Raw genomic sequence first — 20,422 nt, 5'->3', positions numbered from 1 at the left:
GACTTGGCGAGTAGGGAATCTATCCGGGGGGTCAGGCAGCCGCAATGGAGGCCCGGGCACTGGGATGTGACGTACCGTCAGTGACATCGGCCGCCCTACGATCACCCGGCGACCTCGTTCCGACCGGCGTCACGGGGCGGTGCGAGCGGGCCCCGGGGCCGGGCCGTCTCCGTGCTGAGCGGGCGCGGCGACGGCTGCTTCGGCGGCTCGCTCGATCCTCGCGCGATGGGCTTCCCAGTGGGCCGCGTCCTGCCCCGGAGCCGCCGACCGGGCCGCGGTCCCGGTCGAGCCGTCCAGTTGCTCGCGCAGGATGTCGGCGTGCCCGGCGTGCCGGCTGGTCTCGGTGAGCATGTGGACCAGGATGTTGAACAGCTTCACCCGGGGGCGCGGCCACCAGGGCACATGGCCCGGGGAGTCGAGGGAAAGCGAGCTGATCGTCGCGTCCGCGTGCCGCCCTACGCGACGGTAACGGTCGATGATCTCCGCCCGCGTCTCGTGCTCGGTCACCCACAGGTCGGTACCGCGCGCCCCCAGGTCGTCCCATCGGGGCAGCGGCTCGGGGAACGGCCGGTCGAAGACCTCGCCGAAGTACCGGGATTCCCAGACCGACAGGTGCTTGACCAGGCCGAGAAGGTTGGTCCCCGTCGAGGTCAGGGGGCGGCGCACGTCGTACTCGCCGAGTCCGTCGAGCTTCCAGAGCATCACCTCCCGTGCCTCGCGCAGATCACTGTGCAGGTATTCCTTCGCGGCATCGTCGATCACGGGGCCCGAGCCTTGCACGCGCCGTCGACGCGATCAACCGGCGGCTGGGCCCGATCTGCCTTCACCGGCGGGGAGTTCAGGCCCGTGGCTCGGCCCAGACGTCGGGTGGGACGACTCCGGTGGAGCGGCCGTAGGGGTCGAGGAGGTGGCCGAGGAGCTTGTCGTGGCGCAGGGTGATGACGCGGTCGGTGATGTCCAGGCTCGGGTGGGCGTCGGCCAGTCGGGACTCCAGGCGCAGGACGTCGTCCACGGAGTGGAGGCTGGCCTGGAGGATGAGGTTGCGAGGCCCGCTGATCGCGGCGCAGTTACGGGTCTCGGGCCGGCGGACGAGGGCGTGCCCGACCTCGGCAAGGTCGGTCGGCGGAACCCTGGCCCAGAAGGTGACGGCGACGGGCCAGCCGCCGAGGGGACGGGCGAAGTCGCAGCGGAAGCGCAGCACATCGAGGCGGACGAGTTGCTCGACGCGCCGTCTGACAGTAGAGAGGCTCACGCCCAGACCGGTGGCCAGGCTCTGGTAGGAGGCGCGGCCGTCGTGCACCAGGCGGCCCAGCAGGGCCCGGTCGAACGGAGTGATCTCGTGGTGTCCGCGGCGGGGAGGCCGGGCGGTGGGCGGTGCGGTCAGCCGGGTGCGCTGACCGGGGTCGAGGGCGGCGATACGCCAGCGGCCGCCCTCGGTGAACATGTGGGTGACGATCCTGGCGTGCACCGCGGTGACGCCCGGGATCCGCGGGAGCAGGTCTAGGGTGTAACGCGACAGGGCGGGCAGGTCGGCGGTGGCGACGGTCGCGAGGATGTCGTGGTCCGCGGCGGCACGTTCGATGGTGAGCATGTGCGCGTGCCGGCCGAGCGCGTCGACCGTCCGGGCGGTGGCTCCCGGGGCGCAGTCGATCTCGACGTAGGCCAGGCATAGTCGGTCGAGCAGGCGTGGCCCGGGCGAGAGCCCCACCCAGGCCGTACCGCGCTCGGTGAGACGGTGGAAGCGGCGGGCCACGGTGACCGGGTCCACCCCGAGGGCCCGGCCGAGTTCGGTCCAGGACGCCCTGGGCCGGAGCTGGAGGGCGTGGATGAGCGTCAGGTCGTCCTCGCTGAGCGGCGTCGCCGATTCCTGCATCCGGGGCATGTGTCTGGCGAGAATCCTGCGTTCGGTCGGGTCGGTGGGACTGTTCTTCCACTGTAGGGCTCGAAGCCCGTACCGACGGGCCGTACCGGAAACAGCGAAGCACCGGGGAGCCGGATCATGACCTACGCCGACTACCAGTACGAGATCTACCTCGACGGGCTGCGCGGAGTGCTGCCCGGCCTGCCGATGACCTACACGGACCTCGAAGCACAGGCCCAGGCGGCGATGTCGCCGTCGGTGCGCTCGTACGTGGCGGGCGGTGCCGGCGACGAGTACACCCAGCGCGCGAACGTCACCGCGTTCGAGGGGTGGGGGCTGGTGCCGCGGATGATGGTGAGCCCCACCCGACGCGACCTGTCGGTGGACCTGTTCGGCATGCGGCTGGCCACGCCGCTGTTCATGGCGCCGGTCGGGGTGATCGGGCTGTGCGCGCAGGACGGCCACGGTGATCTCGCGACCGCGCGGGCCGCCGCCCGCACCGGCGTGCCCATGGTCGCCTCCACTCTCACGGTCGACCCGTTGGAGGAGGTGGCCCCCGAGTTCGGCGGCACGCCCGGATTCTTCCAGCTCTACACCCCCAACGACCGGGAGGTGGCCGAGAGCCTGGTGCACCGGGCGGAGGCCGCCGGGTTCCGGGGCATCGTGGTCACCCTCGACACCTGGATCCCCGGCTGGCGACCGCGTGATCTGACGACCGCCAACTTCCCCCAGCTCCGCGGCCACTGCCTGGCCAACTACTTCTCCGACCCGGTGTTCCGCTCCCGGCTCGCCCAGTCTCCCGAGGACGATCCGGCGGCCGCCGTGATGCACTGGGTGGGGCTCTTCGGTAACCCGCTCACCTGGGACGACCTGCCTTGGCTGCGGTCGATGACCGATCTGCCGCTGATCCTCAAGGGCATCTGCCACCCCGAGGACGTCCGCCGCGCCAAGGACGGCGGTGTCGACGGCGTCTACTGCTCCAACCACGGCGGCCGGCAGGCCAATGGCGGCCTGCCCGCGCTCGACGCGCTGCCCGCCGTGGTGGAGGCCGCCGACGGCCTGCCCGTGCTGTTCGACTCCGGGGTGCGCACCGGAGCCGACATCGTCAAGGCCATCGCCCTGGGCGCCACGGCCGTGGGCGTCGGCCGCCCCTACGCCTACGGCGCGGCCCTCGGCGGCACCGACGGCATCGTCCACGTCCTGCGCTCCCTGCTCGCCGAGACCGACCTCCTCATGGCCGTCGACGGCTATCCCACGCTCGCCGACCTCACCCCGGAGGCGCTGCGCCGCGTTCGCTGACCGGTGGCGGCACCGGCAGTACCGGCAGCGTGCGCGGGGGCCGCCTCCCTACCGGATCCGTCTTCCTACCGGATCCGCCTTCCAAGCGGTACCGGATCGGCGTTTGTTCAGAACGGCACGGCGGGGCAATGGGTGCCCGGTGGGGGGACTGTGAGGTCGGTGAGGTAGCTGTCCACGGCTTCCTCCATGCACGGGCCGCTGGTGACGCTGCCGTGGCCGTGGCCCTCGTAGGTGAGAAGCACGCCGCTGCGGCCGAGCTGCCGGGCCACCGAGACCGCCCACGGGTGGCCGGTGGCGGGGTCGTGCAGCGCGTTGGACACCAGGATCGGCGGGGCGCCCCGTACGTCCAGGCGGTGCTGCGGGTTGGCGGTCGGCGCGCCCAGACACGCCGCTGCCATGTGGATCGGCAGCAGATAAGGCAGGTCGGGCGCCGTCGTGTTCATCTCGGCGACCAGCGAGGCGTACTCCCGGTAGTCGCGCACGGGCAGGTGCCAGTCCGAGCAGAAGACCGGGGTGGCCGCGGGCAGCGGCGCCACCGAGGTGGGCGACGCCGGGAGCGGACCGCTCGCCTCCATCCCCGCTATCGCCTTGGCCAGGCCCGCGTAGTCGGCCTGGTAGAAGCTTCTGAAGGCCGTCTTGTTGACCAGGTCCGCGGACGACAACGGGGTACCGGGCCTCGCCGGGTCCGCCAGCTCGCCGCGCCCGGCTCGTCCCAACAGGCCCTGCCAGACCGCGCGGACGTCGCGGCCGTGCAGCGCGCAGTCCGCGGCACTGTCGCACCACTTCACGAACTCCTGGAAGGAATCCTCCGCCGTGGCCGCCTCGGACCGCAGGAAGTGGCGGGTGGTCCGCACACTGTGGTCCATGACGCTCTCCAGCACCATCGCGCGTACCCGGCGCGGGTAGGTCTCGGCGTACTGGGCGCCGAGCAGCGTGCCGTACGAGCTGCCGTGGAAGGTGAGTTGCCGTTCGCCGAGGGCGGCACGCAGGGCGTCCACATCCCGGACCGTCTGGCTGGTGTCGAGGTGGTCGAACACCGGGCCCGTGCGGGCCCGGCAGTCGGCACGGAGCCGTCTGTTGTACGCCATGGTGGCGTCGAAGTCCGCCTGGCTCCTCAGCTCGGGTGACGGCCGCTCGGCGAGCAGGGCTCCGGAGCAGGTCACCGGGTTGCTGCCGCCCACGCCGCGCGGGTCGAAGCCGACGATGTCGAACCTGCGGCGGACCTCGGGGCTGAACCGGCCGATCCGGCCCACCACCATCGCCACACCCGAATCGCCCGGCCCGCCGGGGCCGAACACCATCGAACCGACACGTGCACCGGGGTCGGTGGCCTTGCGGCGGGCCACGGCCAGGTCGATTCCGGGCCCGTCCGGGTGGTTCCAGTCGACCGGCACCGACAAAGTGGCGCACTCGGCTCCCGGCTTCTCCGGGTCGTCACACGGTGCCCACCGCAAGGCCCCTTCGGCAGACGGCGACGCGTGGACCGCGGGAGCGGCGGCGAGGCCGGCGATGACGGCCATGGTGGCTGCCGCGGCCATGGCCGTGCCCCGCGCGGCGATGCGCCACGGCGCGGATCTGTTCCTTGACAGCATGGTCCTCCTCGTAAAGGGAGCGGTGGTGTCGGGTGTGCGGACCCGGCCGGGGCACCGTCGTCAGGTTAGGCGCGCCGTCCACGCTGTGGAGCCCGTGTCAGGGGCTTCTCCGGGACCGGTCCGGGATCGCTCAGGGGACAATCGGGCCCCAGGGCGGAAAAGGTCCGGGCCGGCTCAGGGAAAGGGCCCCGCCGCAGCCCCGCCGCCCGCAATCATGAACGCGGTCCGGCCGCCGAGCCGGCGCGACTCGAAGGAGCGTGACCCTCTATGGGCATCCCCGACGGACACATTCCCTCCAACGCACCGCCGTGGGACGACATCGGCCGCCTCGCCGCGCTCTTCACCAGCCTGGACACCGAGCGCGGGATCACGCCGGAACAGCAATGGACGCTGCAGGTGCTGAAGATCTCCGAGGAGGCCGGGGAGACCGCGCAGGCGGTGATCGGCGCCTGGGGCACCAACCCCAGAAAGGGCCGGAGCCACACCTGGCGGCACGTGCAGGAGGAAGTCGCGGACACGGCGATCACCAGCTTGGTGTCGCTGTACCGGATGCTCGGCGAGGAGGCGCCCGCGTTCTTCACCGCCGTGCTCGCCGAGAAGTCCGCGAAGTTCCTCGCGTTCGAGCAAGCCGGAGACCAGCGGCACGGGGCGCCGTGTGCGGCGGCGGTGGACCAAGGGGAAGGAGGCTGAAGGGATTTGGCAACGGGAATGACTCTCGTGCCGTAGCACCCTGGCGCCGGAAAATCATGTGCCTCGCGAAGCCCGGGCGCCGATAATCCACGCGTGGCCACCATGAGTGTTGACAGGACGGAACGCGGCCCGTCCCCCCGGTCCTCCCTGACCGCACTGGCCGGACGCGGCTTCGGCGCGATCCCGCCGACCGCCCTGGTGCTGCTCGGCATCGTCAGCGTCCAGGTGGGATCGGCCCTGGCCAAGCACCTGTTCGACGCGGTGGGCAGCTTCGGGACGGTCGCGTTGCGCCTGTTCTTCGCGGCGGCGGTCCTGCTGCTGTTGTGGCGGCCGTCGCTGCGCATGCCGCGCCGCGCGTCGGCGGTGGTGCTCGGCTACGGCGTGACGCTCGGCCTGATGAACCTGTGCTTCTATCTGGCGCTGTCCCGGATTCCCCTGGGGATCGCGGTCACCACCGAGTTCCTCGGACCGCTGGCGGTGGCCCTGGCCGGATCCAGGCGCTGGCTGGACGGTCTGTGGGCCCTGCTCGCGGGGGGCGGTGTGGTCCTGCTGATGGAGGGAGGCGGCGAACTCGACCTGGTCGGTCTGCTGTTCGCCCTCGCCGCGGGAACGTGCTGGGGCCTGTACATCCTGGTCGGCGCGGCGCTGGGCCGCCACACCACGGAGGGCCACGGCCTGGCTCTGGGCATGGCCGTCGCGGCGCTGGTCGCCGTGCCGTTCGGTGTGGCCGACAGCGGAGCGGCGCTGGCACGGCCCTGGATCCTGGTCGCGGGGCTCGGCGTGGCCCTGCTGTCGTCGGTGATCCCGTACTCGCTCGACCTGGAAGCGCTCCGCAAGGTCCCACCGCACGTGTTCGGGATCCTGATGAGCCTGGAACCGGCGATGGCGGCCCTCATCGGCCTGGTCGTCCTCAAGGAGTCGCTGCACTGGACGCAGTGGATCGCGGTGCTGTGCGTGGTGGCCGCATCGGCGGGCGCCACCCGCGGCGCCCGCCCCGACGACGCCTAGCTCCGGCCGGCGCACCCACCCGCGCACGCCTGCAACAGTCCGGGCACACGCCCGTACAACGGTCGGGCACACGCCCGTACGACACCGGGGCACACGCCCGTACAACGCTCCGGCGCACACCCGCCGCCGACAGCCTCCCGGCCCCTGTCCGCCGGCCACCCGCCGTGCACGCGCCCGCTAGCAGACCCTCCGGTAGGGGACGTCCGCCACGTAGACCCGCCATTCCGCGTGGGACAGCCCGCCCCCGGCGCGGCGGCACACCGTCTCGGCCACGCGGTCCGGGTCCAGGTCGACGCGTTGGAAGGGCACGTGTTCACCCGCGACGTACAGGCTTCCGCCGTCGGCGGTGAAGGCGAGGTCCAGGACGCGGTCGCCGGCCGCGGGCAGATCGGTGCCCAGTTGCCGACGGGAGTCGACGTCCCACAGCCGTACGGTGCCCTGCGCTCCGGCCGCCGCCAGTACGCTGCCGTCCGGGGAGAACTCCAGCGCGGTCGTCTCCTCCTGTTCGCCGGTGGCGCCTCTGAAGTAGCCGCCGGGCAACGTGCCGAGCGAGGTGGCCCGCTCGACGTCCCACACCGTGATGCCGCCGTCGATGCCGGCGAAGGCGGCGCGCTTGCCGTCGGGACTCAGGACACTCGCGCACGCGCAGTCCATGGTCTCCCGACGCCGGCCGTGGCCGTCGGCCGGCAGCAGGGTCCCGTCGCTCATCAGCAGGACACCGCCGTCGTCCGACATGGAGTTGACGGAGTCCCCGGCGCCGGCATCGTCCTGCCCCTTGTCCGGGTCCGGGAAGCGGATGTCCCTGGCCTTCCGGCCGCTGCCGGCGTCCCACACGGTCACCGTCGCGTCGCCGAGACCGGTGGTCAGCAGTTCCCGGCCGTCCGGGCTGAGCACCCACCCGGCCAGGGGTATGTCGTCCTCGTAGGGCTTGAGCTCGGTGAGCTTGCGGTTGCGGACGGTGTCCCACACGGTGATGCGGGTCGGGCCCATCGGGTCGGCCGGGCCCGAACCGAAGGCTAGGCGCCGGCCGTCGGCGCTGAGGAACATCGTCGTCCAGCCGCTGTCGCGTACGGCGTCGGGCTCCTCGGGCACCCCGGCCACGGGGATCGAGTACCGCGGCCGGCCGGTCCGCCCGTCGTGGATCCGCAGCCGGGCCGGGTCCTTGCCGCCGCCGTCCAGGACGGCCAGCACCGAGCCGTCGGCGCTCAGGGCCGCCGCGGCGGCGGCCCGCGTGCTCCAGTGCGGCGACAGCGCGCCGCTGATGTCGACGCCGTGCACGACGGTCGCCCCGTTCGGACCGGCGGCGGTGTAGCGCAGGACGCGGGCGGTGGTGTCGATGCGGATGTCGTCCGGCTGGATGTCGGTCAGCGGGTACCGGACCACGGGCGCTTCGGGATGGTCCAGCCGCCACAGCAGGAGGTCGTTGCCGCCCACCCCGGCCAGCAGCGTGCCGTCCGCGCTGAACACACAGCTCAGCGGCGCCACTTGGGCGAGCCGGGGCGGTTGGGCTCCGGTCCGGACCGTGACCCGCCGGATCCCCGTCGTGTCCGTCGTCGTCAGGGTACGGCTGTCGGGCGAGAACTGGAGTTGGGCCTCCGGTCCGCAGGCGAACCGCTTGTGCCAGCCCGTGTCGACACGGCGCCGGGCCGGGATGTCCCAGACCCTGACGCCGCCCTGCGCGCACATCGCCACCAGCCGGTTGTCGGGGCTGATGTCGCCGCCGCCCGCCGTCTCCATTTCCTTGGCGGTGTGGGTGAACAGGCGGTGCCCGCTGCCGGTGTCCCACACCTGAAGGCGACTGCCGGTGAGGAAGAGGTAGGCGTGCCCGCTGGAGCTGAAGCCGAACTCCGCCCGCGTGCCGCTCATGTCTTCGACCAGCGTGCCCTCCTCCCCTCCGGCGCCCTCGGGGACGTCTTCCGGCGGCGGCTCGCCGAGCGCGCCGGACTCGTCGTCGGACGGCCCGAGAACGGTTCCGTGGTACCGGCCGGTGCGGGTGTCCCACATCCGCACGCGCAGGCCGTCCTCCCCGGCCGGCACGGACACATACCGTCCGTCGGGGCTCAGGTCGGCCATGGTGAGGTCGTCCGCGCCGACGGGCAGCCGTCTGCTGTCGGTCACCCGGTGCGTCACCAGGTCCCGGCGGACGAACCTGCCGTCGCCCAGGCCGAAGAGGGTCCGCCCGTCCGGGCTGAGCAGCTGGGTGTCCGCGGGGCCGGGCACGGTGAACGTGGGCAGGTCGCGCTGGGCGAGTGCGCCGATGAGGGCGGACCGGGTCTCCGGGGTCCGGCTGAGCCGCCAGGCGGCGACCCCCAGCCGCAGTGCCGTCCCCGGGTCGGTGGTGCGCAGGCCGTCGGCGGTGGTGGCCGCGCGGCGGGCGGTGGCGGCCAGGTGCCGGCGTTCGTTCGTACGGTGCTGCTGCCAGGCCACGGCACCGGCCACCAGGGCGAGCACCAGCAGCACGGACACCGACCCGGCCAGCCCGCGCAGCCGTCTGCGTTCGCGGGCGTGCGCGGCCGTGCTGGCGTGCAGGAAGTCCCGCTCCACGGCGCTCAGTTCGCGGTCCCGGTCGGCCGGGTCGAAGGCCTCGGCGGCCTCGGCCAGCCGGGTGCCCCGGTACAACGCGCCCGGTTCCCGGCCCAGTTCCCGCCATGATTCGGCGGCCTCGGTGAGCCGGCGCAGTACCCGCAGCCGGTGCCGGTCGTCCTCGATCCAGCCCCACAGCCGTGGCCAGGCGGTGATGAGTGCCTCGTGCGCGAGGTGGACGGTCTCTCCGTCCAGGGTGATCAGCCGGGCGCGGGCCAGGCGTTCCAGGACCGTGTCGACGGTGCCGGCCGAGTGCGGGTCGGCGGTGCGCAGTTCGGCGCGGCGCACCGGCCGGCAGGTGTCGGCGGTGCCTTCGCCGGGCGCGATCAGCCGCAGCAATACCCGGCGTACGAGGTCGGCCTGGCTGTCGGAGAGTCCGGCGTACAGGTCTTCGGCCGTCTGGGCGATGGCGCCGCGCACTCCGCCGGCCGCCTCGTAGGCGCGCAGGGTCAGGGTGCGGCCGGAGCGGCGCCGCCAGGTCTCCAGCAGCGCGTGGGACAGCAGGGGCAGGCCGCCGGGCTCGCCGGCCACCTCCTCCACCAACTGCGCGGTCAGCGCCCGTTCGACGGTGAGGCCGCGTGCCATGGCCGGCTTGACCACGGCCTCGCGCAGTTCCTCGCGGCCCATGACCGGGACCGGGACCGCGGCGTCCCGCAAGACGCGGGCCAGTTCGGGGTGTTCGAGGCAGCGGCCGTAGAAGTCGGCGCGGACGCCCAGGACCACCCGCAGCCGGCTGCCCGGTTCCCGGGCCGCCAGCAGCGCATCGATGAAGCGGGCGCGTTCCCGTGGGTCCGGGCACAGCGTGAAGACCTCTTCGAACTGGTCGATCACGACCAGGGTGTCGCCGGTTTCCCCGGCGGGCCGCAGCTTGTCCGCGTGGGAGCGGGCGGGGTGCGGGCCGGGGGTGAGGACGCGGATGGCGGCGAGGGGTGCGCCGGCGTCGGCCGTCCGGCGCAGCCGGGGTATCAGTCCGGCGCGCAGCAGGGAGGACTTGCCGCTGCCCGACGGCCCGAGCACCACCGCGCAGCGGTGACCGCGCACCAGCTCCGTCAGGTCCGCCACGAGCTGGTCGCGGCCGAAGAAGACCGCCTCGTCGCCCGGCTCGAACCGGGCCAGCCCCCGGTACGGGGAGTCCCGGGCGTCCTGGCTCTCGGAGGGCAGGGCGGTCAGTTCGTCGGCGACGGCCTGACGGCGTTTCTCCCACTCGTCCGGGTCCCCGCCGCACGCCGTGACGTACGCCCGTGTCACCTCCGCCGACGGCAGCCGCTCGCCCGCCGCCGCCTGGGACAGCGCCGCCGCCGAATACGGGGTGCGCTGTGCCATCGAGCGGTACGTCGGCCCGCCGGCCCGCGCCCGCAGGCTCCGTAACTCCACCGCGAACCGCTGGACCGGCCCCGCCTCCGGGTCGATCGGATTCTCCGGACGCCCCATCCCCGCTCCCCCTTCACCGCATCGGCGCCGTCCCCTCGCGCCGCGCCACCACGGTAGGGCCGGGCCTTTGCGGCGGCCAGGCGGCGCGTCGGCCCGCCGCACATTGATTACCTGCGCGAACAGGGGCTGCTAACCAACTCCGCGGCGGCTGAACTCGTTGTCCGGCGGCACCGCCACGGCACGCCGCAACGTGCCGGCCGGCCGTTTTCCGGGCCGTCCGTGCCGCCGTCCGTCCGGACATCTCACACATCTCGCACACGAAGGAGCGCTCATGACCGAGCCCGTGGAGCAGCCGCCCTATCCGGTGGGCGGTGCGGGGATCTTCGACGTCGACCCCGACCAGGCCGGCGTCAGCCAGAACCCCGATGACGCGGTGACCGGAGACATCCAGGCCCTTCCCGAAGACGTGGAGTTCTGACATGGGCAACGTTCAAGGCATGCTCGCCGCCGCCCGCAAGCTGCTGGGCACCACCGAGCACCCGCCCGGTTCCAACCGCAACGCGATCACCAAGTGGTACGGCTTCACCGGCCCGTGGTGCGACATGGCCGTCAGCTACGCCGCCGCCCACTCCGACAACCTCCCGGCGATCGGCGGCAAGTTCGCCCTCACCACCGCCCACGCCCGCGCCTTCCAGAAGAAGGGCCGCTGGCACTACGGCATCGGCGGGATCCGCCCGGGCGACATCGTGTTCTTCGACTGGTCCGGCTCCCGCTCCATCGGTGCCATCGACCACGTCGGCATCGTCGAGGCGGTGCACTCCAACCGCACCATCACCACCTTGGAGGGCAACACCTCCAACGCCTTCCGCCGCAGGCGGCGCAGCTCCGCCTGCATAGTGGGCTACGGCCGTCCCGCCTACACCGGAGGCAGCGCGCCGTTGCCGTCGGGGGACGGCATCCTGCGGCTGGGCTCGAAGGGGCAGGCCGTCAAGACCCTGCAGAAGAACCTCAACACCGTGCAGAAGGCCGGGCTCACCGTGGACGGCGAGTTCGGGCCGGCCACGCAGAAGGCGGTGAAGACCTTCCAGGCCAACCACCACCTGAAGGCCGACGGCGAGTACGGTCCGCAGTCGGCGGCGATGATGAAGGCCGCGCTGGCCGGGAAGAAGGCGCCGATCCGCCCGAAGGCCCTCGTCGCCGCTCCCGCGACGCTGGAGCTCGACGGGATCTTCGGCCCGGCGACCTGCGCGGCGCTCCAGCGCACCCTCAACAGCCGTGACAAGGCGGGCCTGGAGGTCGACGGGGCGTTCGGTCCGCTCACCATCACCGCGCTCCAGCGCTACCTGAAGGTGACGGCGGACGGCATCGTGGGGCCCAAGACGGTCACCGCCCTGCAGAACCACCTGGCCACGCCGGCAGGCGGCGAGTGGGACGCGACGACCACCCGCGCCCTGCAGAAGGCCCTGAACGCCGACTCGTTCTGAGCGGTCGGCACGGTCGGCACACGGGGACCGGAAGACCGTCACGGGGGTCGGCCTTCCGGTCCCGCGCGGAGGGGACGGGCATCGCCCGTCCCCTCCCGTCCGTCCCCCACCTCATCCCTCCCTCACGGACCAGGAGAACCGCAGATGAGCACCTCCCAGGACAGCTCCGGCGCGGCCGCGGCGGCGACGTACCAGGTGGCGATCACCGAGCAGCGCACCGGCCGGATCCTGCTCTTCGACCGGAACGCCCAGTGGACCGACGCCAATGTCCGCTGGAGCTTCAGCACGGGCAACGCCCCCGGCTGGGACCATCCCTTCGAGATCCGCTTCCGCGACACCCGGCGCTACGGCATGATCGCGCTGATGACGTTCGGCCGCCCCGGCGAGGGCCGGGCCGCGATCGTCAACGTGACCTCGAAGGCGCATCTGACCCGGGCCGACCTGCTGTGGTCGGCGCGCATCACCAGTTACCCGCACTGCGTCGAGCGGGTGCCCGACGCCGGCACGGTCGTGGTCGCCGGGTCACGGGACCGGCTGCACGTCTTCGGGCCGTCCAGCAGCGACCCGGCGACCCTGAAGGAGGTGCAGACCCTCGAGTTCACCAAGGCCCACGCCGTTCTGTGGGACGACCAGAACAAGCTGCTGTGGGTGACCGGCGGCACCGTCGTGCGCAGCTACCGCGTGACCGGCTCGATGCGCGACTCCCGGCTGGTCAAGCACGGACCGGACATCAAGATCGCCGGGAACGGCCACGACCTCCAGCCGGACTACAGCCGGCCCGGCACCCTGCTGGTCGCCGACAGCCGCCACGTCTACTCGCTGAACAAGGCGACCCGCGCCCTCACCACCGTCGCCTCGCTGCCCCACCCCAAGTCCTACGTGCGCCACGCGAACGGTCAGGCCATGTGGACCACCGACCCCAACGCGGAGGACTCCGTGTGGGGCGGACCCACCGTCCACTTCTCCGCGGGCGGCGACCGCACCCGTCCCGGCGCCCAGATCTACAAGGCGCGGCTCTACACGACGCAATTCCACTGACACCGGCCCATCCCACCGGTCCGCTCAGGCGAACGCCGAGCGCGCGGTCGCGTGGAACCGTCGAGAATCTCCCCGCCGTGCCGCTCGGTGAGGCCCAGGACCTGGTCGATGGACTCGACGATCGGGCGGACACGGGGGTGGGCCGGGGGAACAACGCGAGCGTGGGGACGCGGAGTTGGCCGCAGTGCTGCACGCCCTGGGCGATCCCGTCCGGTTGGCGCTGATCCGCCGGATGGCCGAGGACGGCGGGAGCGCGTGCAGCCCGGACGGCCTGGACGTGCCCAGGTCGACGCTGTCCCACCACTGGCGGATCCTGCGCGCGAAGCCGGGATCACCGAGACCCGCCGGGCCGGGAAGGCCCGCCTGATGACCCTGCGACGCGCCGTTCTCGACGCCCGCTTCCCGGGACTCCTCGCCGCCGTACTGGGCGAAGCCGGGCGAAGAGCGCCCACCGCGCCCGGCGAGCGTTGACAGACGCCCGCCACCTCCCGGAGAACCAGCCGAGCGCGGAGCGCGTGCACCTCTGCGCGTCGGGCCGGGCCACCATGGCGAGGGTCCGGGAGCCCGTCGCCACCCTGGCTCACCGCAGGCCCTGAACGCCGGTCCGCCCACCCCGTGCCGTCACGCCTTCGCCGGCGGTGCGCCTTGGGCGGGGGTGCGCCTTGGGCGGGGGTGCGCCTTGGGCAGGGGTGCGCCTTGGGCGGGGGTGCGCCTTGGGCAGGGGCGTACCGGGCCAAGTGCCGACCATCGCCGCGTGACGGCGGGCCCGGCACAAGCCGGCCGGTCCGCACCGCGGCTCAGTGGTCGCCCGTGACCCGGCCGCCGCCCTCCGCCTCGGGCGTCCCCGAGTCGCATGCCGGCGGGCCGAGGAGGGTCGCGATGACCGACCGGAGGTATTTCTCCAGCTTGGCGTCCGGCGCCGACTGGAGCGCCGGGGGGCGGATCTCCGTGAGGACGAGGCTGGTACCGAGCATCCAGGCCGCCAAAAGCTCAGCCCTCAGCTCGGCGTCGGGGCCGCCGAGGCGGGCCGCCAGGCGGGTGGAGAACACCTCGCTGAAGTCCGCCCGCAGCCGCGCGACCGCCTCGTCCCTGCCGGAGGACCGCAGCACCGAGAGCACCGGGTGGGTGAACTCTCCGTTTTTGGGCGCTCCCAGGAGCATGGCGCACAGCCAGTCGGGTATCGCCTCCACCGGTTCCTGGAGCAGGGGCTCGAACATCTTGCCGGCGCCCGTCACATCGTTGAACAGCGCTTCCTTCGAGCCGAAGTAGCGGTAGACGAGAGCCGCGTCCACACCCACGTCACCGGCGATGTCGCGCACGCTGGTGCCCTCGTAGCCGTACTTGCCGAACCGGAAGGCCGCGGCGGTCCTGAGCGCCGCGCGCGTGGCCGTGGCCGAGCGCCTCCGGGCGGGCCGGTCGGCCACCGCTTTCGACGTCTCGCCGTTCTGTACTCCCGTCACGTCACCAAACCTCCATCGTCAGGCGGCCCGCCCGCCAACGGCCCATGTTCCAGCCTGTGGCGGCTGGCTCAAAGTCACCGATCGTTGTCATCAATCGTTGACTTGTGTTCGCTTCGCATGCCATACCTGGAACAGGTCAACGTTTGATGACTTCGGTTCCCCTCAGTCCCAGGGCCGTACGACGGAGTCGGCCCGTTCCAGGTCGCCCGCACGGCACGGCGGCGCGTGCCCTCCCCGCGCGTCTCCGAGGCCGTCCCCCGGGCCCCATCGACCGGAAATGGTGATCTACTGTGCCTGCTCAACGCGTCGCCGTGGTCGGTACCGGTTACGTCGGTCTGACCACCGGTGCCTGTCTCGCCTCTCTCGGCCATGCGGTGGTGTGTGCGGACGCCGACCCCCGCAAGGTGGAACGGCTGCGCGCGGCCCGGGTGGACATCCTGGAGCCCGGCCTGCCCGAGACCGTCCGGGACGCCCTGGAGGCGGGCCGGCTGGAGTTCACCGTCGACACCGCTGCGGCCGTCGCGGAGGCCGAGGTGGTCTTCCTGTGCCTGCCCACGCCCATGGGCGCGGGCGGCGCGGCCGATCTCGCCGCCGTGGAGGCCGTCGCGGAGCAGATACGCGACGTCCTGCCGCCCGGCTGTGTGGTCGTCAACAAGTCGACGGTGCCGGTGGGCACCAGCGAGCGCGTCGCCGCACTGCTCGGCCGCGCGGACGTGGCCGTCGTGAGCAACCCCGAGTTCCTGCGCGAGGGCCGCGCCGTCCACGACTTCCTGCACCCCGACCGGATCGTGATCGGCGCCGCCCAACGGGACGCGGCCCGGCGGGTGGCCGACCTGTACGTCGCGCTGGACGCACCGCTGGTGCTCACCGACCCGGCGAGCGCCGAACTGACCAAGTACGCGGCGAACTTCTTCCTCGCGATGAAGCTGTCCTTCGCCAACAACCTCGCCACCGCCTGCGAGCGGTTCGGCGCCGACATCGGCGATGTCACCGAGGGCATCGGGCGGGACCCGCGCATCGGCTCCTCCTTCCTGCTGCCCGGGCCCGGCTGGGGCGGCTCCTGCCTGCCGAAGGACACCCACGCCCTGCTCACCGTGTGCGAGCAGGCCGGGGTCGACTTCCCGCTGCTGCGGGCCACGATCGACACCAACGTCATCCATCAGCGCCGGCTCGTCGAGCGGATCGCCGCCGCGTGCGGGCGCGGCCCGGACGGCTCGCTGGACGGCGTACGGCTCGCCCTGTACGGACTGACGTTCAAGGCCGGCACCTCCGACCTGCGCGACTCGCCCGCGCTCGCCGTCGCCCGGCTGCTGCGGGAGCGGGGTGCCGAACTCACCGCGTACGACCCGGCGTTGTGCGAGGAGCAACCCGACCTGAGCGATCTGGCGGAGCTCGCCGACGACCCGGTGCGGGCGGCGGAGGGGGCCGCGGCCTGTGTCGTCCTCACCGAGTGGCCGCAGCTGCGCGACCTCGACTGGGCGGCGATCGCCGCGCGCATGGCGGGCCACGAGGTCCACGACTTCCGCAACCTGCTGGACCCGGACCGGCTCGCCCGGGCCGGACTGAGCTGGCAGGGCATCGGACGCGCGAGCGCGTCGGCGCGGGTGGCCTGAGCCGGGAGCGGACGACCGGCGCCGTGGCCGACCGCGCCTGACGCGCCCGACCAGCACCATGGCCGACCGTCCCTGACGCGCCCGACCGGCACCGTATCCACCCCGCCCGACGCCCAACGCCCCGCGCCACCCTCCCCCTTCGCGTGCCACCGCCGAAACTCCACGAAAGAAAGGCCCACCCCCCATGCGAGTCCTGTGCACCACGCTCGGCAGCCCCTCGCACGGGCGTGCTCAACTGCCCCTGCTGCGCGCCCTCGCCAAAGCCGGGCACCAGGTCCTGGTGGTCACCACCGAGGCCCTGGCCCCCGTGTTCCGCGACGACGACGTGGAAGTCCGCGCCGTCTTACCGCAGTTCGACCCGGTCGCCCTGCTCGGCCCGCACCTCGGCGAACTCCAGGACAGCGCCGGGCTGTCCCTGTCCTCGCCGGTGCTGCCGCGCCTGCTGATGCGGGCCCTGGCCGGGCCGGGCGTCAAACCGCACCTGGACATCCTCGCCCCCATCGCCCGGGACTTCCGGCCCGAGCTGATCCTGCGGGACGGCATGGACATGGGCGCGCTGCTCACCGCCGAGCGGCTGGGCGTGCCGCAGCTGCCGACGCCCTCCGGGTTCTCCAACACCATCGAGCCCGAAGAGGTACTGCCCCGGCTGAACGAACGGCGCCGGGAACTGGGGCTGCCCGAACGGGACGATCCGCTCTCCCTCGTGGCGCACGGCCGCGTCGACTACGTACCGCCCGCCTTCTCCTTCTCCCGGCACCTGCCGCCGACGCTGTCGTACCGGCAGACGGTGGACGTCGAGCGGCACCAGGTGCTGCCCGAGTGGGTCGTCGGACTGCCCACGGACCGGCCCCTGGTGTACGCCGCGATCGGCACCGCACTGCCGCTGGTGCGCGAGCAGATGGGGAGCGGGACCAACCCGTTGCCGGTGGAGATGCCCGACGCCACCGAGAGCCTGGAGGCGATCCTGGGGGCGGCGGCCGAGCTGGACGACTGCACGGTGGTCGTGTCGACCTCCGGGCTCCCCGTGGACACCGAGGGGCTGCCCGGGCACGTCCGCGTGGCCGAGCGGGTGCCGCAGCCGCTGCTGCTGGAGTCGGTGGACCTGTTCCTCACCCACGGCGGCTTCAACAGCGTCCGCGAGGCGATGCGCACCGGCACTCCGCTGGCGGTGCTGCCGCACTTCGGGGATCAGTACGCCAACGCGGACCGCGTGGTGGAGCTGGGCCTCGGCGGTCACATCACCGACCGCAGCGCGCGAGGCATCGCCGAGGCGTGCCGGACGCTGCTCGCCGACCCGGCGCCCAGGGCGCGGGCCCGGGCGGCCCAGCTGGCGATGCTGACCCTGCCGGACATCGAGCAGGCGGTCGGCGACCTGGAGGGGCTCGCCGGATAGTTTCCCGGGTCACGGCACACAGGGGGTCGTTCCCACGGCACGGGCACGGCCCCCGGCACCACTCCCCCGGCACCCACCCCTCTAGGACGACACGTGACCTCCTCCGAAACCCGACGGCAGAACGCGGCCGGGGACGCGCCCGTGCGGCTCGGCCACCGGCAGATCACCACGGTGATGTCCGGACTGGTACTGGGCATGTTCCTGGGGGCGCTGGACCAGACGGTGGTCGCGTCCGCGCTGCGGACCATCGCCGACGACCTGCACGGGCTGACGGCCCAGGCGTGGGCGACCACCGCCTACCTCATCACCGCCACCCTCGCGACCCCGCTGTACGGCAAGCTCTCCGACATCCACGGCCGGCGGCCCGTGTACCTCGCGGCGATCGGCCTGTTCACGGCCGGCTCGCTGCTGTGCGGATGCGCCACGTCCATCTACGAACTGGCGGCGTTCCGGGCCGTACAGGGGCTCGGTGGCGGCGGGCTGATGTCGTTGGCCATGACGATCGTCGCCGACATCACCACCCCGCGTGAACGGGGCCGCTACCAGGGCTACTTCATGGCCGTGTTCGGCGGCGCCAGCATCGTCGGCCCACTGGCGGGCGGGGCCCTCGCGGACCGGGAATCGCTGCTGGGCATCGACGGCTGGCGCTGGATCTTCCTGCTCAACGTGCCGCTGGCGGCCGTGGCCGCCGTGGCGATCGTCCGGGTCCTGCGGTTCCCGCACCGGCGGGTGCGGCACCGGCTCGACTACCGCGGGGCCCTCGCGCTGGCCGTGGGGATCGTGCCGCTGCTGACCGTCGCCGAGCAGGGCCGCACCTGGGGCTGGGGTTCGCTCCCGGCGCTGCTGATGTACGTCGTCGGCGGTCTGGGGCTCGTCGCCTTCGTCGTGGTGGAGCGGCGGATGGGTGCGGCCGCGCTGCTGCCGCCGCGGCTGTTCCGCATCCGCTCCTTCCGGCTGGGTGTCGGGCTGCACTTCGTCGTCGGCATCGGCATGTTCGGCGCGATGACGACCCTGCCGCTCTATCTCCAGCTCGTCCGCGGCATGAGCCCCATGGAGGCGGGGCTCGCCACCCTTCCCACGGTCGCCGCGAACCTCGCCGTGACGTTGCTGGTGGGCCGGCTGATCGCGCGCACCGGCCGGTTCAAGGTCCATCTCGTCGCCGGTATCGGCTCGTTCAGTGCCGCGATGCTCGTGTTCGCGACCCTGCGCGTGGACAGTCCGCTGTGGCAGGCGGCCCTCGGCATGGCGCTGATGGGCGCGGGGCTCGGGGCGTCGATGCAGACGCTCACCACGCTCGCGCAGTCCGAGGTGCCCCGTACGGACATGGGCGCGGCGACGGCGTCGGTCAACTTCTTCCGCTCCAACGGCGGCACGGTGGGCACCGCGGCCTTCCTGTCCATCCTGTTCTCCACGGCGGGCGGCCGCATCGCGGAGCGGCTGGCCGAGGCGCGCCACGACCCGGCCTACCGCCGTTTGCTGGCCCAGCCCGACAACGCCCACGCCCTCGCGGGTGTGCTGCGCCCCGGCGGGGGTGTCGACCTGGAGGACTCGGCCTTCCTGCGGTCGCTCGACCGGGGTGCGGCGCTGCCGTTCCTGGAGGGGTACATCGCCTCGATGCGGCTCGTCTTCCTCACCGGTGCGGCGGTGGCCCTGGTCGCCTTCCTGATCGCGGCCTGGCGGGTGCCGAACCTGACGCTCTCGGACGAGTGACACCGCCGGTCCGAGGTGGCGCCACGACCGGCCGAGGGCCGCGGCAGGGCTGCGGTCCTCGGCGGGCGCGGCACAGCCACGGCACACGGTCGGGCCGTGGCAGGGCCTCGGCGCTCAGCCCGGGCTGGTCCGGAACCGGCGCCGGTAGTCGGTGGGTGTGGTGTCGAGACGGCGGCGGAAGGCCCTGACCAGTGTGTCGACGGTGCCGAACCCGCAGGCCGTCGCGATGCGTTCCAGGGTGGCGTCGGTGGCCTCCAGCTGATTGCGGGCCCGTTCGACGCGTACCGATTCGATGTAGGCGTGCGGTGTCGTGCCCAGCTCGTTCTTGAAGATCCGGGTGAGCTGCCGTTCGCTGACGTGGGCGTGGTCGGCGAGGTGCGCGACGGTGAGCGGTTCGGTGATGTGGCGCAGGATGTAGTGGCGGAGCACCTCGATGCGCCGGGTGGCGGCGACCTGTTCCAGGGGGACGCTGAACTGGCTCTGTCCGCCCGGCCGTTTGAGATACATCACCAGCTGCCGGGCGACGCGCAGCGCGACGGCCTCGCCGAGGTCCTCGGCGATGAGCGCGAGGGACAGGTCGAGACAGGCGCTGATGCCCGCGCCGGTCCACACGTTGCCCTCGCGGATGAAGATCGGATCGGAGTCGACCTCGATCGCGGGATGGTCGGCGGCGAGCTGCTGGGCGGTCGACCAGTGGGTGGTGGCACGCTTGCCGTCCAGGAGCCCGGACGCGGCGAGGATGTGGGCCCCGACGCAGACGGAGGTGACCCTCCGGGTCCGGGGCGCGAGCTGTCTGACCCGTTCCACCACGGCCGGCTCGACCAGCGCGTGCACGCGCCGGTGCCCGTCGACCTCGACCGCGCCCGGCACGACGAGCGTGTCGATGCTCCGGTTCGCCAGCTCGTCGAAGGTGACATCGGGCAGGATCCGGACTCCGGCGGCGGTGACGGTGGGGGCCATGGTCTCGGCGGCGAGGACCACGTGATAACCCGCCGCGTCCTCCGTCTCGCGCCGGGCGAGCGAGAACACCTCCGGCGGCCCCGTGACGTCGAGCAGGTCGACGCCTTCGAACAGGACGATGACGATCAGTCGTTCAACGGTGTGCACAAGCTCCCCCGGCCGGCAACGTCGATGTCTGTTTCTGCATGCTAGATGACATTGCCGACCCGTCTGCCGGGCCGTAGCGTCATAGGCGCAGGTCAACGCACCGAACGCGCTGGGCTGTTGCAGCACCTACCCACAACCGATTTTCCCCCAACCGCACTTCCCCCCACGTGTTCCCCCCGCCCTGAACTCCCCCCACGCCCCCCACCTGAACTC

Annotated in this window: 16 protein-coding genes; 10 read left to right on the top strand and 6 right to left on the bottom strand. The window is 72.7% G+C overall.

The window, feature by feature from the left end; genetic code table 11:
• Positions 1 to 129: 129 nt before the first annotated feature.
• Positions 130 to 762 carry a DinB family protein gene (locus tag IH25_RS0133950; RefSeq protein WP_037656186.1) on the bottom strand — a complete coding sequence of 211 codons (633 nt, stop codon included), beginning with the start codon at positions 760 to 762 and terminating at the stop codon, positions 130 to 132.
• A 76-nt stretch (positions 763 to 838) separates the two neighbouring features.
• Positions 839 to 1,882, bottom strand: a complete 1,044-nt coding sequence (locus tag IH25_RS0133945) for an Lrp/AsnC family transcriptional regulator (protein ID WP_030619762.1) — start codon at positions 1,880 to 1,882, stop codon at positions 839 to 841.
• Positions 1,883 to 1,999: 117 nt separating this feature from the next.
• Between IH25_RS0133945 and IH25_RS0133940 the strand changes: the two genes are divergently transcribed.
• Positions 2,000 to 3,160, top strand: coding sequence for an alpha-hydroxy-acid oxidizing protein (locus tag IH25_RS0133940; protein WP_030619760.1), 1,161 nt, complete (start codon positions 2,000 to 2,002; stop codon positions 3,158 to 3,160).
• 107 nt (positions 3,161 to 3,267) lie between these two features.
• Here the strand turns inward: IH25_RS0133940 and IH25_RS0133935 are convergent, their stop codons facing one another.
• Complete coding sequence (locus IH25_RS0133935) at positions 3,268 to 4,752, bottom strand: alpha/beta hydrolase (RefSeq protein ID WP_030619757.1); 1,485 nt, start codon at positions 4,750 to 4,752, stop codon at positions 3,268 to 3,270.
• A gap of 267 nt (positions 4,753 to 5,019) precedes the next feature.
• Here IH25_RS0133935 and IH25_RS0133930 point away from each other — a divergent pair, with 267 nt between their 5' ends.
• Together IH25_RS0133930 and IH25_RS0133925 are read left to right on the top strand one after the other, a co-directional pair.
• Complete coding sequence (locus IH25_RS0133930) at positions 5,020 to 5,442, top strand: MazG-like family protein (protein WP_051754350.1); 423 nt, start codon at positions 5,020 to 5,022, stop codon at positions 5,440 to 5,442.
• Between the two features lie 102 nt (positions 5,443 to 5,544).
• Positions 5,545 to 6,450, top strand: coding sequence for an EamA family transporter (locus IH25_RS0133925; RefSeq protein ID WP_030619751.1), 906 nt, complete (start codon positions 5,545 to 5,547; stop codon positions 6,448 to 6,450).
• Positions 6,451 to 6,627: 177 nt separating this feature from the next.
• Here the strand turns inward: IH25_RS0133925 and IH25_RS0133920 are convergent, their stop codons facing one another.
• Positions 6,628 to 10,464 carry an nSTAND1 domain-containing NTPase gene (locus IH25_RS0133920; RefSeq protein WP_030619748.1) on the bottom strand — a complete coding sequence of 1,279 codons (3,837 nt, stop codon included), beginning with the start codon at positions 10,462 to 10,464 and terminating at the stop codon, positions 6,628 to 6,630.
• 271 nt (positions 10,465 to 10,735) lie between these two features.
• Between IH25_RS0133920 and IH25_RS41445 the strand changes: the two genes are divergently transcribed.
• The 4 genes from IH25_RS41445 to IH25_RS42675 all read left to right on the top strand — a co-directional run bounded on the left by IH25_RS41445 (position 10,736) and on the right by IH25_RS42675 (position 13,293).
• Positions 10,736 to 10,882, top strand: a complete 147-nt coding sequence (locus IH25_RS41445; RefSeq protein WP_157847071.1) for a hypothetical protein — start codon at positions 10,736 to 10,738, stop codon at positions 10,880 to 10,882.
• A 1-nt stretch (position 10,883) separates the two neighbouring features.
• Positions 10,884 to 11,888 (top strand): peptidoglycan-binding protein, encoded by a 1,005-nt coding sequence (locus IH25_RS38765; protein WP_051754349.1) that lies wholly within the window; start codon positions 10,884 to 10,886, stop codon positions 11,886 to 11,888.
• Between the two features lie 144 nt (positions 11,889 to 12,032).
• Positions 12,033 to 12,926: a DUF6528 family protein gene (locus tag IH25_RS0133905; protein WP_051754348.1), complete on the top strand. Its 894-nt coding sequence runs from the start codon at positions 12,033 to 12,035 to the stop codon at positions 12,924 to 12,926.
• 184 nt (positions 12,927 to 13,110) lie between these two features.
• Positions 13,111 to 13,293 carry an ArsR/SmtB family transcription factor gene (locus IH25_RS42675; protein ID WP_245172970.1) on the top strand — a complete coding sequence of 61 codons (183 nt, stop codon included), beginning with the start codon at positions 13,111 to 13,113 and terminating at the stop codon, positions 13,291 to 13,293.
• A 430-nt stretch (positions 13,294 to 13,723) separates the two neighbouring features.
• On the opposite strand, the gene IH25_RS0133900 is transcribed toward IH25_RS42675, so the two are convergent.
• Positions 13,724 to 14,386, bottom strand: a complete 663-nt coding sequence (locus tag IH25_RS0133900; RefSeq protein ID WP_030619741.1) for a TetR/AcrR family transcriptional regulator — start codon at positions 14,384 to 14,386, stop codon at positions 13,724 to 13,726.
• Between the two features lie 290 nt (positions 14,387 to 14,676).
• Here IH25_RS0133900 and IH25_RS0133895 point away from each other — a divergent pair, with 290 nt between their 5' ends.
• The 3 genes from IH25_RS0133895 (at position 14,677) to IH25_RS0133885 (ending at position 19,102) form a co-directional block, all read left to right on the top strand.
• Positions 14,677 to 15,999 carry a UDP-glucose dehydrogenase family protein gene (locus IH25_RS0133895; RefSeq protein WP_030619739.1) on the top strand — a complete coding sequence of 441 codons (1,323 nt, stop codon included), beginning with the start codon at positions 14,677 to 14,679 and terminating at the stop codon, positions 15,997 to 15,999.
• A 184-nt stretch (positions 16,000 to 16,183) separates the two neighbouring features.
• Positions 16,184 to 17,392 (top strand): glycosyltransferase, encoded by a 1,209-nt coding sequence (locus tag IH25_RS0133890; protein ID WP_030619736.1) that lies wholly within the window; start codon positions 16,184 to 16,186, stop codon positions 17,390 to 17,392.
• A 93-nt stretch (positions 17,393 to 17,485) separates the two neighbouring features.
• Complete coding sequence (locus IH25_RS0133885; RefSeq protein ID WP_030619735.1) at positions 17,486 to 19,102, top strand: MDR family MFS transporter; 1,617 nt, start codon at positions 17,486 to 17,488, stop codon at positions 19,100 to 19,102.
• A gap of 114 nt (positions 19,103 to 19,216) precedes the next feature.
• Here IH25_RS0133885 and IH25_RS0133880 read toward each other — a convergent pair whose 3' ends face one another.
• Positions 19,217 to 20,209 carry a GlxA family transcriptional regulator gene (locus tag IH25_RS0133880; protein WP_030619733.1) on the bottom strand — a complete coding sequence of 331 codons (993 nt, stop codon included), beginning with the start codon at positions 20,207 to 20,209 and terminating at the stop codon, positions 19,217 to 19,219.
• Between the last annotated feature and the right edge of the window lie 213 nt (positions 20,210 to 20,422).

Source organism: Streptomyces achromogenes subsp. achromogenes (assembly GCF_000720835.1).
Taxonomy (GTDB): domain Bacteria; phylum Actinomycetota; class Actinomycetes; order Streptomycetales; family Streptomycetaceae; genus Streptomyces; species Streptomyces achromogenes.
The sequence above is the reverse complement of the archived record's forward strand: the minus strand, read 5'-3'. Positions and strand labels throughout refer to the sequence as shown.

Bases quoted from the DNA above. Each gene is read 5' to 3' on its own strand.
- IH25_RS0133945 (WP_030619762.1), bottom strand. From the start codon at position 1,882: ATGCCCCGGATGCAGGAATCGGCGACGCCGCTCAGCGAGGACGACCTG.
- IH25_RS0133940 (WP_030619760.1), top strand. From the start codon at position 2,000: ATGACCTACGCCGACTACCAGTACGAGATCTACCTCGACGGGCTGCGC.
- IH25_RS0133935 (WP_030619757.1), bottom strand. From the start codon at position 4,752: ATGCTGTCAAGGAACAGATCCGCGCCGTGGCGCATCGCCGCGCGGGGC.
- IH25_RS0133930 (WP_051754350.1), top strand. From the start codon at position 5,020: ATGGGCATCCCCGACGGACACATTCCCTCCAACGCACCGCCGTGGGAC.
- IH25_RS0133925 (WP_030619751.1), top strand. From the start codon at position 5,545: ATGAGTGTTGACAGGACGGAACGCGGCCCGTCCCCCCGGTCCTCCCTG.
- IH25_RS0133920 (WP_030619748.1), bottom strand. From the start codon at position 10,464: ATGGGGCGTCCGGAGAATCCGATCGACCCGGAGGCGGGGCCGGTCCAG.
- IH25_RS41445 (WP_157847071.1), top strand. From the start codon at position 10,736: ATGACCGAGCCCGTGGAGCAGCCGCCCTATCCGGTGGGCGGTGCGGGG.
- IH25_RS38765 (WP_051754349.1), top strand. From the start codon at position 10,884: ATGGGCAACGTTCAAGGCATGCTCGCCGCCGCCCGCAAGCTGCTGGGC.
- IH25_RS0133905 (WP_051754348.1), top strand. From the start codon at position 12,033: ATGAGCACCTCCCAGGACAGCTCCGGCGCGGCCGCGGCGGCGACGTAC.
- IH25_RS0133890 (WP_030619736.1), top strand. From the start codon at position 16,184: ATGCGAGTCCTGTGCACCACGCTCGGCAGCCCCTCGCACGGGCGTGCT.